Source organism: Psychrobacter sp. UBA6291 (assembly GCF_002439405.1).
GTDB lineage: Bacteria > Pseudomonadota > Gammaproteobacteria > Pseudomonadales > Moraxellaceae > Psychrobacter > Psychrobacter faecalis.
In genome coordinates this window covers 74,109-90,524 of record NZ_DJUD01000042.1, presented here as the reverse complement: position 1 = coordinate 90,524, position 16,416 = coordinate 74,109, and the positions used below count along the sequence as shown (strand labels likewise).

Sequence of the window (16,416 nt, the reverse complement as noted above, 5' to 3'; positions counted from 1 at the left end):
AGAAACAAAGTAGGATTTAAAGGATAGTTTTAATAGGACAGCTTTTATAAGATAGCCTTGGTAAGCTAACTTTTATAAAGCAGCTTAAAGCGTCGGACTCACCACCAACACATTATCCAAATCTTTCCACATCTCATCGACGCTATCCGCCGATGTTTCCACGCACAAGACAATCAAGTCCCAATCGCTAGGCTCAACATTATAAGCAAAGTTGGTCATACCAAGCCCATAGTTATCGCTAAAACTGAGCATCGTAGTAATCGCGCCCCCAAGGGCAATCGGCGAGCGGGTTAATGCACTAAACTTAACCGTAGCGTTTTGAGTTTGCGTCTCAAGCCATTCTGCCAATAAAAACGGCAACCAAACAAACTCATTACTGCCCAGTACTAAAATCCGCTGTGGCAACTGTTCTTTCTCAAACGAGGCTTTTTCAGATTGGGCTTGCTGATTAAAAAGGTTAAATGCTGCTTGAAACTTCGTAAGATAAAAAGCAAAACCATCCGTGCTGTCTAAGGTTGGGAAGCGCCCCCAATTGCCAGTATCGCCTAGCGTATGACTGCCAGATTCTGTCGTGTCAACCGATGGCATCGTAATCGGCTCAGGATTAGGCGCATCCGTCCATGTCCATGCACCAGATAACAAGTGATGACGATGAAATTCGATATTTGATAAGCGCGTCGCGATAGTGTCATCGGCGTTTGCGTGACTCTGGTTCTGATTTAATGACCAATCGACCAAAGTGGTCAGATGGACTTGCTGTAACTGGTCAAGACCTGCGTTACGGAGGGCGGTGACTACATTGACGCAAGTATTGCCCGTTGACGCTTCATCATCCACCATAATCAAGGTTTTGCTCGCTAGTAGCTGCGCTTGGGTTACTGTATCTGCACTTTGATATATCAAATGCTGGCTGGCGTGACTGTGATCCTCGCTAAACGTAGTCAATAAAGAGTGGCTGTTTTTGTCATGATTGCCATCATGTTGCGCATGACGGGTAGAGTTAAGCAATAAAGCGTTTGGATAGCGAGTTTGTAGCGCTTGGTGTACGCCAGCAGATAAGCCAACGGCAGTCTCTGCCATACCGATGACCAAAATGGGTTCAGGCAAATCATCTGGTACTAAGTTTGCCAAATCCGTAAAAGCATGACGCATGGTGCCAGGCGCAACTGGAATATGGCGACCTAAGACTTTTGAGACGAATAAAAATGCGCGTTTAGGGTTAATGCGCTGCGCAAATCCAAGCAAGTCTTCTAATTGATAGTGATTGCTTGGCTTTGTTCCATCTTTTGCAGTGGCTGAATTGGTTTGATAAGTTAAATCAAGAGTGCCGCGTGGTAGGGTGATGGTCGTACTGTGTTGCTTATTTGGCATTTATTTTCCTTTGGTCTTACAATTTTTTGTCTTTATTTTTACTTACTCGCTAGCATTTTCTGCTTCAATCTTTACGCTAACCATAATTGAGCGTACTTGGCACGGCATGATTTGCTGCGTAATATCTGCAAGCTTCGGCTTAGTGGTTAAGCCGAGCCAATTGCCAAATGCAACTTGGGTTAAATCTACACCGCTATGAGTGGTGTAACCGATACCACCAGAGGGGCGACTATTAATCTCAAGTACGCGGTGCTGCCCGTCATCGTCGGCCTTGGTTTGTACGCTGACGATACCATCACAGCCAAACGCTTTAATCAGTGGAGTAACCACATCCATGACCGCTTGCTCGTAGCCGATATGCTGGATTTTGCCTGTTTTATAACGGGTAACAGCCGCCAATACTTCGCCGTATTCACAGACGACATCGATAGAGTATTCTTGCCCTGACAAATAAGGCATCAGCAACATAGGAATTGGGCGCTCGTGCACCATTAGGCTGTTGGCATAAGCATTGATAAACTGCGTGGTATTGATTTTTTTCTCTTCGGTAAAGTACAAATGTTCAAAGCTATCGTATCGTGCGTCAGCTTCCTTGTCGGTATCAAGTCGCCAAAACCCTTGAGCGAAAATACCTGTCACCGGTTTGACGCATAAAGGCTGATGACCGTGCCTAGCAAGTAACGCCTCAAGCTCTGCGACATTATCAAAGCGCCACGCTTCGGCGACGGGAATATCATGCTCATGACACTGCTGCATAAAGGCAAACTTATCATCTATCGCTTCTAACGCCGCCACACTTGTCGCGCCAGTTAATAAACGAATACCCGCCGCCTCAAATGCTTCCCGCTGCGCTTCATAATCAATGCCATTGCGCCCCGTGAGTAGCACTTTAACGTTGTTATTTTTGGCTTGCTCTAAGACAAACTGCCAACGCGGCATTACTGGCTCAGCAGACTCAAGCTCTGCTTGCTCATCGCTATCTGCAGCGCTTGCAGAGGGCTCATGATATACGCTATCGGCAAATTCAAAAATCTCAGGTCTATTATGACGGTGTGAAGCAATAATGTTAAATGGCGTCTCAGATTGGGCTTTTAATGCTTGTAGGCTGGCGAGCATATCGCGCTGGCTTGATTGACCTTCCGCTAACCAAACGGCAGATGGCGTAGTAGACGTTGTGTGAGGGCTTTGGTTAGCAGGGGATTTCATAATTCTCTCAGCGTTATTAAAATTTATAGAGTGCAACAACTAGAATTGAGTTTTAAAGAGGGTCAGTCGTTCAGCGCGTTATCATATTACCTAAAATAGAGACTATTATATACAAATGCTAAGCGTTATAAATACTGCTAACAAAATAGCATTAAGGATTTGTAAAAATGTTTTTGCCGGCTGGTTAACGCTTTGTTGAACGGGCGTGCGCTGTAAAAATCAGCTGTTATCCATGCTACTATAGTGCGATAGTCAACAGCATCCATATCAACAAATAATAAATAACCTAAAGGATAAATGATGAGTCAACCTCAAAAACTGATTGCTGGTGCCAATGCGCCGCTGCCAACCGATAACATTAGCATCCGTATTTTAAGCCAAAGCGCCATCGATTGCGCCGCTTATCGCCTGACGACTGACGGTAAAGTACGCGGCGATGGCGACATGATATTTTATGGGCAGACGCGTAGCGATGATGGCAGTGTAAGCTTCCGTGGACATGATAGCGATGGATTTTTTGATATTAATTTACCTGCGCAGCCAGCGAGTATCGACAAGATAGCCCTTGCGTTTTCTAGTGCGCAAACACTGGCGCAAGTCGGCGATGTGGATGTTCAAGTCTTGCAAGGCAGCCAAGTGCTGATGACTTGTCAGTTAAGTGCTGCTGGACGTAATGAAAAAGCCATTATCCTTGCAGAATGCTACCGTCGCCAAGGTAGCTGGAAGTTCCGTTTTATCGCCCAAGGTTTTGAAGGTGGTCTAAAGCCCTTATCTGAACATTTCGGTGTAGAGATTGCTGATGAAGCGCCAGCTCAAGCTCAACCAATCAATACGCAGAAGCCAATCAACACGCAAAAAGCGGGTAGTGCGCCGCAAACAACTACGCCGCCGCCAATTCCTAGCGCTGCTCAAAATCCGTCAATCAATCTCAGTAAAATCACCTTAACCAAGAACCAAACTAGCATCAATCTAAAGAAACGCGATGATTTTGGTAAAATCTCTGTCAACCTCAACTGGAATCAACGTCCAGATAATAGTACACGAGCGCCTAAAAAAGGCTTGCTAGGCGACCTATTTAAGCAGCATAAAGTTAGTGGTATTGACCTTGATGTTGGGGCGATGATTCATCTGAAAAATGGTGAAAAAACGCTGATTCAGGCCTTGGGCAATCGCTTTGGTAACTTACAATCAGCGCCTTATGTGTTGCTCCGTGCCGATGATAGAACCGGACAAGTCAGTGGCGGTGAGTGGCTAGATATCAATGGGCAACAGTGGTCGCAGATTGAAGAAGTGTTTATCTTTGCTTTTATTTACGAAGGTGTACCAAATTGGGCGCAAACCGATGGCGTTGTGACCATTCATGTGCCAGATCAGCCGCCGATTGAAACTCGTTTGACAGAAGGCACAGGTAACTTGCCCATGTGTGCGATTGCGCGTTTGGTCAATCAGCAAGGCAGTATTAACGTCGAACGTATCAATCAATATTTTCAAGGTCACCAAGAAATGGACAAAGCCTTTAATTGGGGTTTTAGCTGGAAGCGTGGGCGTAAATAAGTGCTTTAAGAGTATTATTTAATAAAAAAAGTCAGCCCGTCTATTACAGTAGACGGGCTGATTGCTTATAGATTACTAACAGTCTTACAAGTGGATCTGCAATGAATTAAGCATGCGGCGTGATAGCAGGCATCAAATCATGAAAGGTACGTCCAGCAGCAGTTTCGCCGATGGCATGCATTTTCCACTCGTTATTATGACGATAGACTTTTGCCATAATCATTGCGGTGTGTCCACCTTGCGCTGATAAATTGTAGCGGGCAACTTCCTGATTGTTATTGGCATTGACGATACGGCAAAAGGCGTTTTCTACCGTTTCAAACGTCTGACCAGTAAAGCTATTGACCGTAAAAACCAGTGACATTACGTCAGCGGGCACTCTTGATAAATCAACGTTAATGACTTCGTCGTCGCCGTCGCCGTCACCTGTCCGGTTGTCGCCAGTATGGACGATGCTGCCATCTTTTGATTTTAGCTGACTGAACCAAATCGCATCGACCGCTTGTTTATTGGCATCAAACATAATGCATGAAGCGTCTAAATCGATCGAGTCGCCGCCCGTACCGCCGCCAAATAACTTGCCTAAGAAGCCGCCTTTTTTCTCTTGTGGTCCTTGAAAGACGTCCCAGCCTAAACCCAATTTTACTTGCGTAAGCTCACCGCCAGCTTCTTTGCTGAGGGAGATTTTTTGACCCTTTTGTAAACTAACTGCCATGGTAAAATCCTTATAATAATTGTGAGGGGATTAATGAATTTTTAGTGTTTGTTTTTAGTTCTTCATTTCTGCACTGCTTTAGAGCTTCAATCTTGGCGATGACTTTAATGATAGAATGCAACTTCAATTATAAAATATTATCTAAAAAACCACCGCTGCCACCGCGACCGCCTGAGCTCGTACCTAAGATGCTTTGTAACCAGCCTTGATAGCTGTCACGATTACGTGAGCAGATGATAACTTTGCCCGTTCCTGAGAAGTTTAAAACCATGCCTTCACCACTGGTGACCGAATTGATAATATTGCTCATGATGCCTTTTTTCTTACTGGTCGAGACTGACAGCTTATAATCAAGGTTTGAATCCCAACAGACCACATGGCCATTATCAATGATGACGTCTTTATCAGGCGTCACATCAATCTCAAATAGCGAACCAAAACCAGAAACGACAACTTGACCTTTACCTTGGGTTTGCATCACCATAAAGCCGCCGGTATCACCAAAGACCGCACCGCCGAGGTTACGCTGGATATTGGCTCTGATATCGACGCCTGTTTGTGCGGCAACGAACGCGCCATCGCTCAAGGTATATTGCTGCGCGCCGCAATCGATGATTTGCATATCGCCATCAAGCGTCGGTGCTAGCAGACAATCACCTTCACCATTGACAGCTTCAATCTGCTGTTGAAATAAGGATTCATCGTTGGCAAAGCGGCGCATCAGTGATTGCATAAGACCGCCTTGTAGCTTACCTTTAAGCTCAAGGTTCGACTCCATCATCACCATGGCATTGGCTTCACAATAAATCGAATCGCCTTTTTTTAAGTTACAATGTAAAAAAGGTTCAATGGTGCCGATTAAGCTAAACGTCGCTGCCATGGGGTGCAAATCCTTATTCTAATATCTTGAATGTTTTTTTATAAAAAATGAGCATCTGTAATTTAAGCCTACCAATTACATTTAAAGCCATCAAATGCTTTAGACAGGCACACCTGATGGCTTATTGATTATTGCAATCAAATAGTCGATTGCGATAGTAGTCTTACAAATATCTTATAGAGCGTTAAACGTTGACGCCATAAGAAGAGGCTAATGGGCCTAGACCACCACTAAAGCCTTGACCAACAGCGCGGAATTTCCAGTCGCCGTTATGACGGTATAACTCACCAAAAATCATCGCTGTCTCAGTGCTACCATCTTCTGATAGGTCATAACGGGCGATTTCGGCTTGACCATTATCATTGACTACACGGATATAAGCGTCGCCGACTTGGCCAAAGTTTTGGTTACGCGCTTGACCTTCATAAATGATGGCGCAGATAGCGACTTTACTCACATCTGCTGGAATACTAGCAAGATTGATTTTGATTTTTTCATCATCACCGTCGCCTTCGCCCGTACGGTTGTCACCTGTGTGCTCAACCGCGCCATTGTCCGACTTTAGATTGTTAAAGAAAATAAAATCTTGGTCATTACGCACTTTGCCTGCTTCGTTTACCAAAAAGGCAATGGCGTCTAAGTCAAATTCTTGACCATCAGTAGCGCGTGGATCCCAGCCAAGACCAACGGTAATGTTGGTTAAGCCTGGAGCTTCTTTTGATAAGTTTACGTTGCCGCCTTTTGTTAAGCTAATAGCCATATAAATATCCTTTGGATTAATAATTAAGTGGATTTGATTTTATAAAATAAAAATAGGGCAGTCATGCTATTTACGCGTAAGTATTTCAGCGCAAAAAGGTCAATAAATCGACCTGTACGCCATAACCTGCCTATCATTACGTTTTACTATACTAAGCGTTTGCTTACTAAGCAAGGTGTATTTTGTGTGCCTATCTGACAGTTATATTTTTGCTTATATAAGAGGATGTTACGAGCATGTCTGACCTATTTTAGCTATTTATCTTATTATCATTTATAATAGCGCGCTCAGGTTCCCTCCACCCTGACTCAAAAAAAGGCCTCCTTTATGAATACCTGTACCATTTCGACCAATCCCGCTTCATCCATTCGTTATAGCCGTGCGTTGTTCTGGCTTGTCAGCCTGCATATCTTTATCATCGCCATTAGTAATTATTTAGTGCAAATACCGGTCGGGCTATTTGGCTTTATTACCACATGGGGGGCGGTTACTTTTCCTTTTATCTTTTTAATTACGGATTTGACCGTACGCATCTTTGGTCAACATCTCGCTAGACGCATTATTTTCTTTGCCATGCTGCCAGCGCTCGCTATTTCTTACTATTTTTCGGTCGTATTTGCAGATGGACAGTTCGTCGGTCATGAGCATCTGCTCGATTTTAATTTATTTGTCTTTCGCATTGTCCTTGCCAGCTTTAGTGCTTACGTCATTGGACAGCTGTTAGATATCAAAGTCTTTAATAAGTTACGCCAGCTTAAAACGTGGTGGATTGCACCCCTAGCATCGACGTTTATTGGTAATTTGGTCGATAGCTTCTGCTTTTTTGCCATCGCTTTTTATAAAAGCCCAGATGCTTTTATGGCAACGCACTGGGTTGAGATTGGCGCGATGGACTATCTGTTTAAAATAGTGATGGGCGTGCTTATCTTTTTACCTTTATATGGCGTGATACTGGCGAAATTGCAAAAAATGCTAGCCGATAAGTAGAGCGAAAATTAATAGCCTAAGCTAATCCCTGCTCACAATTCTATTCTTTATAGCCACTATAAAAAACAGGTCATAACCAATAATGGTGATGACCTGTGATTTAATAATCTGAATAAGTCTAAGTATTACGTCGACAATTATTTCTTTATTCAAGCGCTTGGCGTTTACGATAATTGAGTGACGCGACAAACGCCCAACCAATAAAGGCAATACCAATCAGACCAGTGATAATCTCTGGTACATGGAATTTCACCGACAATAGCATAATGATGGCTAGAGCGCCGATGGCATAATGCGCGCCATGCTCAAGATAGACAAACTCATCAAGCGTGCCTTTATCGACTAAGAAAATAGTCATCGAACGTACGAACATCGCACCGATTGCTAGACCGAGCATAATCACGATAACGTCATTGGTAATCGCAAAGGCGCCAATCACGCCGTCGAAGCTGAATGAGGCATCAAGGACTTCTAGGTATAAGAAGCCGATAATACCCCCTTTCATAATCGCACTGGTCGCTGCTGCACCTGAGCCAGCTTCAGCGTTTTCTAAGTCTTCTTCAAGGTCGCCTTCTAGCATACCCGAGACCACTTGTACGCCAAGGTATATTAAGATACCCCAAACGCCTGCAATCAATACCGCGGCGGATTGCTCAGGGTCAGCAAATGATACGGCAATCATCAACACGATAAGCGCGACAAAGACGCTCATGGCATCTACTTTGCCAAGCTTTGCCAAACGGCTTTCAAGCCAGTTAAACCAGTGCACTTCTTTATCATCAAAGATAAAGTTTAAGAACACGAGTAATAAGAAGATACCACCAAAGGCTGAGATTTCAGCATGGTGAGCCAATAGTCTGGCTGAGTATTCTTTAGGATCGTTTAAGGCCAAATCGACCACTTGCATAACGCCAAGGTCAGCCGTCACTGCTACGATAACGATTGGGAATACCAAGCGCATCCCAAATACAGCAATCAAAATACCAACGGTTAAGAATATCTTTTTCCAAAACTCATCCCAGCCTTTGAGGACTGAGGCATTAACGACTGCATTATCGAATGATAATGAGATTTCCATGACGGCCAAAATAGCGGTAATAGATAAGGTTGCGATCAAACCACCCATCCCGCCATGTGAATATCCCCACCATGCCGCGATCGCTAATGCAATGGCGGTAAAGATAAAGTCTAAATAAAAATGTCTCATGACATATCCTGTCTGGTTGCGTAAAGCTAAAGTCGGTCTATTATAAACACAAACCACAAAAAAAGTGGTTATCGCTAACCACTTTTTTGCCTAATTTTAAACGAAACTTAAAGCATTACCAGTCTTTTAGCTAGGAATAATTGTGACTATTTTGCAACCATATTTTACTGGCAGAATGACAAGTGATAACGCTGCCATATTGTCCTAAGTTTCGGAAGTATTTATGTCTAGGCATTGTTTTTAGTATGGGCTAAGTTTTTCGCAGAGGTTAATATCGAGTTAGATATTGACGCCATACTGATGACACATGGCTTGTAAGCCGCCTGAATAGCCTTGACCAACGGCGCGGAATTTCCACTCACCGTTATGACGATAGACTTCGCCAAACACCATTGCCGTTTCCACCGAGTAATCTTCTGCTAAGTCAAAACGTACCACTTCCGTGCCAGTTTCTTCATTGACCACTCGGATAAAGGCATTGGCGACTTGACCGAAGTTTTGGCTACGGGCAGCAGCATCATGAATCGTGACCGTAACGACGATTTTATCGACATCAGCAGGCACTTGGGTCAGGTTTACTTTGACGACTTCATCATCGCCGTCGCCTTCGCCCGTGCGGTTATCGCCGGTATGTTCGATTGCACCATTGTCAGATTTTAGCTGGTTGTAAAAAATAAAGTCATGATCGCCGCGTACTTTACCAGCGGTATTTAGCAAAAACACGCTGGCATCAAGGTCGAACTCAGCGCCAGAGGTTGCGCGCTCATCCCAACCAAGACCGATAAGTAGCTTGGTTAAATTTGGGTCAGTTTTGGTGAGCGATAAATTACCGCCTTTATTTAATGATAAAGCCATGAGATTATCCTTGTTATTAGAGTGATTAGGGGTTTGATAGTTTGTATATAAATCAAAACGCTAGCAAAAGTGGGATTAAAGCGGTTAAAAATCTGTCGCTTAACGGTTGCTAGTAACGTTCTATCATAGCAACAAAAAATGACCCAATCAAAGCTGATTGGGTCATAGTTATGTGTACGCTAAGACGGACTGGAAAAGACTGGGCTTAAATGCTGCTTTTATATTTAACCAAGCAGCTCTAATGATGGCGAATCTCAAAACTTTGATGAATCGGCTTTTTGATATTAAAATCAAAGCCTATCGTTTGTGGCGTGATATCGATAATGTCATAGCGTTCGGTTAACTGCTCATCAAGCTCAAAGCGCGTGAAGTTGTTGGAAAAATATAACACGCCATCAGAGGTTAAGCGGTTCATCGCACGATTAATAAGGGCAGCATGGTCACGCTGGACATCAAAGGTACCTTGGAACTTTTTCGAGTTTGAAAAAGTTGGCGGATCGATAAAGATAATATCAAATTGTTCCGTATTACCCTTAATCCATTCAAAAATATCAGCGGCGACAAATTGATATTTATTGCTGCTGACATTTAAACCATTTAAAGCAAAGTTCTGCTTGCCCCAATCGAGATAGTTTTGCGATAAGTCAACGCTGGTGACTTTTTTCGCGCCAGCCAATGCCGCGTGGACGCTCGCCGTGCAAGTATAAGCAAATAAGTTCAGCACCGATTTGCCGCGGCTATTGTCTTTGATACGGGCGCGCATATTGCGGTGGTCAATAAACAAGCCTGTATCGAGGTAATCGGTAAAATTGACGTACAGATAGGCGCCATTTTCGCGCGCAACATAAAATTTACCGCGCTTTTCGCTACTGCCTTGCTTGCTATATTGGTCATTGCCCGATTGGCGTGCCCGAGTTTTGATAAAAACTTGTTCGCGGTTAATGTTGAGCACTTCGCGAATGCCCATCAAGGCCAAATTAAAACGTTTTTTCGCGGTCTCTACCGGAATGGTTTTTGGTGGCGCGTATTCTTGTACGTGTACGTAATCGCCATACAAATCAATCGCCACTTTAAAATCAGGCAAATCAGCGTCATATACGCGAATATTGCTGACAGTGTCTTTGCTAGCGAGTCTTTTAAGTTTGCCCAGATTTTTTTGCAAACGATTAATAAAGTCTTGTCCTTCTTCCACGGCAATCTCGCGCTTCTCAAAGCGACTAATGAGGCTGCCTGTTTGCCCAGCAATTAAGGTACCGTAGCGGAAATAAACCGTGATTGCCCCATTATGGCAGCGCAAAGTTTTTGGCTCTTTAATGGGCAAGATATCAACCTGTTCGACATTGGCTGCCAAGATACCAAGCATCGGATTGACGCCACTACCCGCAAAGCTGTCTTGCAAAATAAGCCCAAGCGCTTGATATAGCGGCTTAATCATATCTTCATCGCCCAAACGCTCACCATAAGGTGGGTTGGTAATGACCAGAGGATTGCTTAAGCGGCCATCATCGGCTAACGGCTTTAAAACGTGGCTGAGCTGATTGAGGGCGCGGGTTTCAAGGTCAAGTAGCGGTAATAAATCCTGCAAACCTGCGGCAATCAAGTTCTTTTCTGTCGCCAAAATCGCGCCACTATCGGCATCGAATCCCAAAACGAGCGGCAAGGTATCAGGTTGTTCGTTGATAATCTCTAAAGCTTCACGAAAACGCGTCTGCGCATCGTCAATCATCTGTTGCCATAGCGCTTCATCATGATGTTGCCATTGATAAAAGCCAAATTGATTGGCCGCTTTATCGATACCGACAGCATAATCGCAGTGCATGAGTAGCGCTTCAATGATAAAAGTACCAGAGCCGCACATCGGGTCGATTAGAGCATTATAAAAAGGGGCATTACCGGCATCATTTTTCTTATGCCAACCCGCGCTATAAAGTAGCGCCGCTGCCAAGTTTTCTTTTAGCGGCGCTTCAGTCATGGCAACGCGGTAGCCACGGCGGTGCAAACTGGTACCTGATAAATCTAAATACAGCTCAGCCTGCTTATCATTGACCGTCGCAAAGACTGAAAAATCTGGGTTTTTACTATCGACATTCGGACGGCTGTCATAGATTTCATTAAAGGTATCGGCAATCGCATCTTTGATACGCAGCATGGCGAATTGCTGACTGACGGCAACGCGCTTATCGACAGACAGACGAATGGCGAACGTCTGCTCTAAGCTAAATTGCTCGGTCCAATTGACCGATTTTGCCAAGCCATACAGCTGTTCTGCCACATCGTATTCAGTATTGATATTTTTACGTTTAATCAGCATCAATACCCGCGACGCCACCCGTGACCATAAACAAATGGTATAAAGGTCGCGCAAGCTACCAGTGACCGCTAAGCGTCCTGTACTTTTCATCTCACTTGCAATGCCAAAGCTGCTTAGCTCAGTTTGCAGCGGTGCTTCTAATCCATCGGCGCAGGTGATGATAAGGTCAAGCGATAATCTATTAGAAGATGCTTGCGAAGACGCTTGCGCAGGTGTGATAGATGTGGCGAGCGCGGTTGTTTCGGTCATACGGTTACCTGTGGGCTAAATTGATAAATAATGCACCTCAAAACCCTGATGTTTAAAATCTTAAGGCTTAAAATTATGAGGTTTAACTGGCAATTTTACCATAATTACGAAGTTGATAGTTTAAAGTGGCAGTGTTTATGGTGCAGTGTTTAAAAGCTACGTTGAAAAAATGATGACTTACTGGGTTTTGAGATTATCGAGCCGTTATTCAGCATCTTTTTTTAATGAGTTGTCTTCAGTAATCAGTTTGGTCGTGGTTGCAAAGGGTTTGGTGTCGATAGGAGAATCAACGTTTTTTGGCATTAGCAGGCGCATATGCGGGTAGGGGGTTGAGATATTTGCCTCATCGAACGCCCGTTTGATATTTTCCGTCAAGGCTTCTTTAATCTTTGGCATACGCGCAACGGCGGCAGGCTTGACCCAAAAACGGATGACAAAAAATACTCCATATTCGCCAATCTCGTCTACCGTCGCTGAGGTTTCAGGGCGTTTTAGCACCACTTCACTATCAGACAATACTTGTAAAATAACCTCGCGCGCCTTATCGACATCATCTTCAAAAGCAATGCGCATACGGATATCAAAACGGATAAAGTTTTTTGAAGTTAAATTGGTGACCACTGATGAGGCGACATTGGAGTTGGGGATGATGACGGTGATGTTATCACGGGTTAAAATATGGGTCGTGCGTAACGCGATGACCACAACCCGCCCTTCATTGTCATTGATATTGACCCAGTCACCGACTTGAAAGGACTGCTCAAGTAAAATGGTAATACCGGCGATAAAGTTAGCAAGCGTCGATTGGGCGGCAAAACCCACGGCAATACCGGCAATCCCCAGACCTGCTACCAAAGATACGATATCAAAGCCAAATTGTGCCATAACGCTGGCAAGCCCGAATACCAATAATAGCACCGATAAAATATTTTTAAGCAGCTGCTCAATAGAGGCGTTTAGACCATAGTGCTGTAAAACCTTATGTATAATTTGTCCAGATGACGCCCATAACACATAGTAAATTCCCGCCCACGTACTGGCTTTGGCCGTGGCTTTGACCGTATCTGGTTCAAAGCTTAGCTGACTCATAATAGCGATTAAACTGCTGACTATCCAAATATAGCGTAATACCGAGCGGGCGATTTTAGAGCGGCGTTCATTGAGCCCAATGCGGCTTTTACTCTTTTTGATAAGATAGATGGCAAGCCAATAAAAAAATCCCAATACCGCCAGCAGTATTAGGATTTTGATGGCCGTGCTCACCAGTTCTACTGATTTAGAAGTCCAGTCGAGTGAATCTTCTTCGATGGAGCCGCCGATAGCAATATATAGGCTGGTATGTAGGTCGCGAACAATCTCTTGAAAGAAGTCAGTAATACCAGCGATTGCCATTGTTTTATCCATGCAAAGTTTGGGTCTACATCAAATGAATCGTAAAAAGAGCTTAAACTAAGATAATTCAGCTATAAAATCATCTAATAATAAAGTTTTAACGCTAAATTTTTGAGGAACAATCAGCGTAAACCGCGCAGCTCATTCTCAATCTAAGCTTAACTGGGCGTAATAGCTTAGACCATATTAACGTTAATTTTAATAAAAATGGTTTTATCAGTCGATTAAAAAGTCCCTTCTTGAGTATCGTGATACTGATAAGGGATTTTCATCATGCGCTGAACGTTGCGTAACGCCGTACGCAGACCTTCTAGTATCGTCGGATGATAAAAAGGCGTGTCGAGCATGTCCTTTATACTCATATCATTGGTAATCGCCATCGCTAATATATGACCGATATATTCAGCATCAGGGGCAACCATGCTTGCGCCCAAAATTCTATCTGTTTTTTTGCATCCATAAATGTGCAGTAGGCCGCAATTGACACCCATCACGCGGCTACGACCTTGATTATCAAAGCTGGCTTTTCCAATCACATATTCAAGCTCCGGATCGGCTTGTATTTCAGGTAGCGACATGCCGACGTTGACGATTTGTGGTGAGCAAAAGACGATAGAAAACGGCGCGGCAGTTGGGCGGATATAAGTATCGCTATTGTTGTTACAGACCATACTACCAGCACTAAAACCTTCATCACTGGCAACGTGTAATAAAGGCAGATTGGCATTAGCATCACCGACAATATAAACTTCTAAATTGCCAATTTTACCCGTTTTTTTATCGAGCTGCTTTGGACGATTTTTGTCATCAAGCTCAACACCTACGTTTACAATGCCTAGGGCCGCGATATTATTGCGTCGGCCCGTAGCGACCAATACATAATCGCCCTGCCACTGGCGCGTCTCACCAGCGCTGTCTTCGTAATCGATAAAAGCCGCTGAGCCTTCGTTATCTGCTGCTTGCTGACCGACGTCGTTAATCTTGCTACCCAAATGCATGGTCAGCTCACGACTTAAGCAATCAATGGCTTTATTATTGATATCTTCATCTTTTAAACCGGCGACGCGTTTGTCGCGATTAAAAAGTGTCACCTCGACGCCCAAACGTGTAAAGGCTTGGGCGAGCTCCAAGCCGATAGCCCCTGCGCCGATGACGGCGAGAGACTTTGGTAAATCAGTTAGCTCAAAGACAGTATCAGAAGTCAATAATGTTTTGCCAAGTTTATCCGCCCAGTTATCAGGGATAAACGGCTTACTACCAGTCGCCACGATAATTTTATCGGCTTCGATGAGTTCATCATTGACCTCAATGAGACCTTGTTGGTTGATGTAAGCGCGACCCGCTATTTTTGTCTCAGCAGGCCAGCTTTCTACTTGTTTTTGGACGTAACTGGCAAAATGATTGCGTTCGGCGCGAACCCGCTCCATCACTTGTTTGCCATCTATTTGAGCAGTAGCATGAATACCAAACTCGCCAGAATGGTTGGTGTCATAGGCGCGATCGGCAGCAGCGATGAGAAGTTTACTCGGCATACAGCCGACGGCAATACAAGTTGTTGACCAAGAGCCGTCATTAATAATGAGGACGTCGTCTTTTAGTTTTCTGGCTTGGCGAAAGGCATTTTGACCGGCGGTACCGGCGCCGATGACCGCCACCGTTACCTTGCGCATCGCTTTTTTATCAGTGTTATTATCGGTGGTGCTGTCAGTCTGTTGATTCATATTATTCACAAAAAAAAGGTTTTATAGTAGTCGATAGAGATAAATAAAATTGCCAAATAATCATAAAAATATTATGGCGTGAGCGTGGCGAGTAAGCGTTCGGTATAGCCTGCCGCGCGTAAATTGCGCTGTGCATGAGTAAGAATGCCATCTTTATTAAAGACAAAGGCTGAACGTACAAGGCCTAAGCTGACTTTGCCATACATATTTTTTTCTTTAATCACATCAAAATATTGGCACAACTTCTCATCACTGTCGCTAATCAGAGGAATATGCAAATTGTACTTAGCGATGAATTTTTCGTGAGACTCAACGCTATCGCGCGACACACCGATGATATCGTAGCCCAACTCATCAAATGCATTGATATGAGTAGTAAATTCTGTCGCTTGGGTGGTACAGCCTGGGGTGTTGTCTTTTGGATAAAAATATAAGATAAGCCCTTTATCGGTATGGGCAACCAGCTCTTTTAGGCTGATATCGTCATAAATAAAATTGCCGTCTAGCTCGCGCACGATAGTGACCGGAAAATCGGGTAGGGCAAGGTTCTCTGTAGTGGGCTTAGCCATTATAAAATCCTTATTAGTTTCGGTTATGCGTATATTATAGTAGGTGGTCTTATTATAGGCAGTTTGGCAGAAATAAATACTCCGTTTTACACTTCACTTATTCATTCGCAACAAAAAAGACTGGCGATGACCAGTCTTTTGTATTTTGTAGCAAATATTTTCTTAAGCAGCTTAGGCAGGTTTTTGTGGCTGTTTTAGGTCCAAGCCCACGGTGCATTGCTGCAAGTCTTTTTGCATTTTTTTCACGTAGGGAAGACCTGATGGGTCTTTTTTACTTTTTGCATAGCTTTCGATTTCCCACATTTGACCGATGGTCATATTGCTACGGACACCGATGGTGCAGTTACAAAGTTTGGTAGCATCGCTTTTATTAGCGACTTTATATTTGACCGCGCCTTTGACACAGGTATTGATATTGTCTTGTTTGATGTCGGCTGCGTTTGCTTGTGGTAAGGCAAACAGCGCAGCAAGAGCTAGGGGTAAAACGGGCAAAAACTTCATAAACATCCTCTACGGGTCGTGTCAATTTCTCAGATTTTATATAAAATCTTGGTAGTGTTATATGGTCACAGGTTTTATGGCTTATATAAGTGATGATAAAAGTATAGGTAACTATAAAAGCTTTTTTATCTATGTCAC

At 43.8% G+C, this 16,416-nt stretch carries 14 protein-coding genes; 2 read left to right on the top strand and 12 right to left on the bottom strand.

Features of this window, described 5'->3' with window-relative positions; all coding sequences use genetic code 11:
* Positions 1–84: 84 nt before the first annotated feature.
* Together B3R91_RS07355 and B3R91_RS07350 are read right to left on the bottom strand one after the other, a co-directional pair.
* A complete protein-coding gene (locus B3R91_RS07355) occupies positions 85–1,371 on the bottom strand; it encodes a phosphoribosyltransferase domain-containing protein (RefSeq protein ID WP_286797013.1) in 1,287 nt (428 codons plus the stop codon).
* Between the two features lie 42 nt (positions 1,372–1,413).
* Positions 1,414–2,577, bottom strand: a complete 1,164-nt coding sequence (locus B3R91_RS07350) for an ATP-grasp domain-containing protein (RefSeq protein WP_286797012.1) — start codon at positions 2,575–2,577, stop codon at positions 1,414–1,416.
* Between the two features lie 300 nt (positions 2,578–2,877).
* Here B3R91_RS07350 and B3R91_RS07345 point away from each other — a divergent pair, with 300 nt between their 5' ends.
* Positions 2,878–4,131, top strand: a complete 1,254-nt coding sequence (locus tag B3R91_RS07345) for a TerD family protein (protein ID WP_286797011.1) — start codon at positions 2,878–2,880, stop codon at positions 4,129–4,131.
* Positions 4,132–4,237: 106 nt separating this feature from the next.
* On the opposite strand, the gene B3R91_RS07340 is transcribed toward B3R91_RS07345, so the two are convergent.
* From B3R91_RS07340 to B3R91_RS07330, 3 genes are all read right to left on the bottom strand, one after another.
* On the bottom strand, positions 4,238–4,846 hold the full coding sequence (locus B3R91_RS07340) for a TerD family protein (protein WP_286797010.1): 609 nt from the start codon (positions 4,844–4,846) through the stop codon (positions 4,238–4,240).
* 127 nt (positions 4,847–4,973) lie between these two features.
* Positions 4,974–5,726 carry a TIGR00266 family protein gene (locus tag B3R91_RS07335; protein ID WP_286797009.1) on the bottom strand — a complete coding sequence of 251 codons (753 nt, stop codon included), beginning with the start codon at positions 5,724–5,726 and terminating at the stop codon, positions 4,974–4,976.
* Positions 5,727–5,910: 184 nt separating this feature from the next.
* The gene (locus B3R91_RS07330; protein ID WP_068408073.1) at positions 5,911–6,486 is read right to left on the bottom strand and encodes a TerD family protein; all 576 of its coding nucleotides are present in this window, start codon (positions 6,484–6,486) and stop codon (positions 5,911–5,913) included.
* Positions 6,487–6,813: 327 nt separating this feature from the next.
* Here B3R91_RS07330 and B3R91_RS07325 point away from each other — a divergent pair, with 327 nt between their 5' ends.
* Complete coding sequence (locus B3R91_RS07325) at positions 6,814–7,473, top strand: 7-cyano-7-deazaguanine/7-aminomethyl-7-deazaguanine transporter (protein WP_068408071.1); 660 nt, start codon at positions 6,814–6,816, stop codon at positions 7,471–7,473.
* 145 nt (positions 7,474–7,618) lie between these two features.
* Here the strand turns inward: B3R91_RS07325 and B3R91_RS07320 are convergent, their stop codons facing one another.
* The 7 genes from B3R91_RS07320 to B3R91_RS07290 all read right to left on the bottom strand — a co-directional run bounded on the left by B3R91_RS07320 (position 7,619) and on the right by B3R91_RS07290 (position 16,278).
* Positions 7,619–8,680, bottom strand: coding sequence for a DUF475 domain-containing protein (locus B3R91_RS07320; RefSeq protein WP_286797008.1), 1,062 nt, complete (start codon positions 8,678–8,680; stop codon positions 7,619–7,621).
* A 279-nt stretch (positions 8,681–8,959) separates the two neighbouring features.
* Positions 8,960–9,535, bottom strand: coding sequence for a TerD family protein (locus B3R91_RS07315; protein WP_068408067.1), 576 nt, complete (start codon positions 9,533–9,535; stop codon positions 8,960–8,962).
* 238 nt (positions 9,536–9,773) lie between these two features.
* Positions 9,774–12,095, bottom strand: coding sequence for a bifunctional 23S rRNA (guanine(2069)-N(7))-methyltransferase RlmK/23S rRNA (guanine(2445)-N(2))-methyltransferase RlmL (gene rlmKL / locus B3R91_RS07310; RefSeq protein ID WP_286797007.1), 2,322 nt, complete (start codon positions 12,093–12,095; stop codon positions 9,774–9,776).
* 204 nt (positions 12,096–12,299) lie between these two features.
* Positions 12,300–13,487 (bottom strand): mechanosensitive ion channel family protein, encoded by a 1,188-nt coding sequence (locus tag B3R91_RS07305; protein WP_226928854.1) that lies wholly within the window; start codon positions 13,485–13,487, stop codon positions 12,300–12,302.
* A 224-nt stretch (positions 13,488–13,711) separates the two neighbouring features.
* Positions 13,712–15,208 carry a dihydrolipoyl dehydrogenase gene (locus B3R91_RS07300; RefSeq protein WP_286797006.1) on the bottom strand — a complete coding sequence of 499 codons (1,497 nt, stop codon included), beginning with the start codon at positions 15,206–15,208 and terminating at the stop codon, positions 13,712–13,714.
* A gap of 71 nt (positions 15,209–15,279) precedes the next feature.
* Positions 15,280–15,777: a peroxiredoxin gene (locus tag B3R91_RS07295; RefSeq protein WP_286797005.1), complete on the bottom strand. Its 498-nt coding sequence runs from the start codon at positions 15,775–15,777 to the stop codon at positions 15,280–15,282.
* A gap of 171 nt (positions 15,778–15,948) precedes the next feature.
* The gene (locus tag B3R91_RS07290; protein ID WP_144297135.1) at positions 15,949–16,278 is read right to left on the bottom strand and encodes a hypothetical protein; all 330 of its coding nucleotides are present in this window, start codon (positions 16,276–16,278) and stop codon (positions 15,949–15,951) included.
* Positions 16,279–16,416 lie beyond the last annotated feature (138 nt).

Coding starts and splice junctions, on each gene's coding strand:
- B3R91_RS07315 (WP_068408067.1), bottom strand. CDS start 9,535: ATGGCTTTATCATTAAATAAAGGCGGTAATTTATCGCTCACCAAAACT.
- B3R91_RS07355 (WP_286797013.1), bottom strand. CDS start 1,371: ATGCCAAATAAGCAACACAGTACGACCATCACCCTACCACGCGGCACT.
- B3R91_RS07350 (WP_286797012.1), bottom strand. CDS start 2,577: ATGAAATCCCCTGCTAACCAAAGCCCTCACACAACGTCTACTACGCCA.
- rlmKL (WP_286797007.1), bottom strand. CDS start 12,095: ATGACCGAAACAACCGCGCTCGCCACATCTATCACACCTGCGCAAGCG.
- B3R91_RS07295 (WP_286797005.1), bottom strand. CDS start 15,777: ATGGCTAAGCCCACTACAGAGAACCTTGCCCTACCCGATTTTCCGGTC.
- B3R91_RS07340 (WP_286797010.1), bottom strand. CDS start 4,846: ATGGCAGTTAGTTTACAAAAGGGTCAAAAAATCTCCCTCAGCAAAGAA.
- B3R91_RS07300 (WP_286797006.1), bottom strand. CDS start 15,208: ATGAATCAACAGACTGACAGCACCACCGATAATAACACTGATAAAAAA.
- B3R91_RS07330 (WP_068408073.1), bottom strand. CDS start 6,486: ATGGCTATTAGCTTAACAAAAGGCGGCAACGTAAACTTATCAAAAGAA.
- B3R91_RS07305 (WP_226928854.1), bottom strand. CDS start 13,487: ATGGCAATCGCTGGTATTACTGACTTCTTTCAAGAGATTGTTCGCGAC.
- B3R91_RS07325 (WP_068408071.1), top strand. CDS start 6,814: ATGAATACCTGTACCATTTCGACCAATCCCGCTTCATCCATTCGTTAT.
- B3R91_RS07335 (WP_286797009.1), bottom strand. CDS start 5,726: ATGGCAGCGACGTTTAGCTTAATCGGCACCATTGAACCTTTTTTACAT.
- B3R91_RS07320 (WP_286797008.1), bottom strand. CDS start 8,680: ATGAGACATTTTTATTTAGACTTTATCTTTACCGCCATTGCATTAGCG.
- B3R91_RS07290 (WP_144297135.1), bottom strand. CDS start 16,278: ATGAAGTTTTTGCCCGTTTTACCCCTAGCTCTTGCTGCGCTGTTTGCC.
- B3R91_RS07345 (WP_286797011.1), top strand. CDS start 2,878: ATGAGTCAACCTCAAAAACTGATTGCTGGTGCCAATGCGCCGCTGCCA.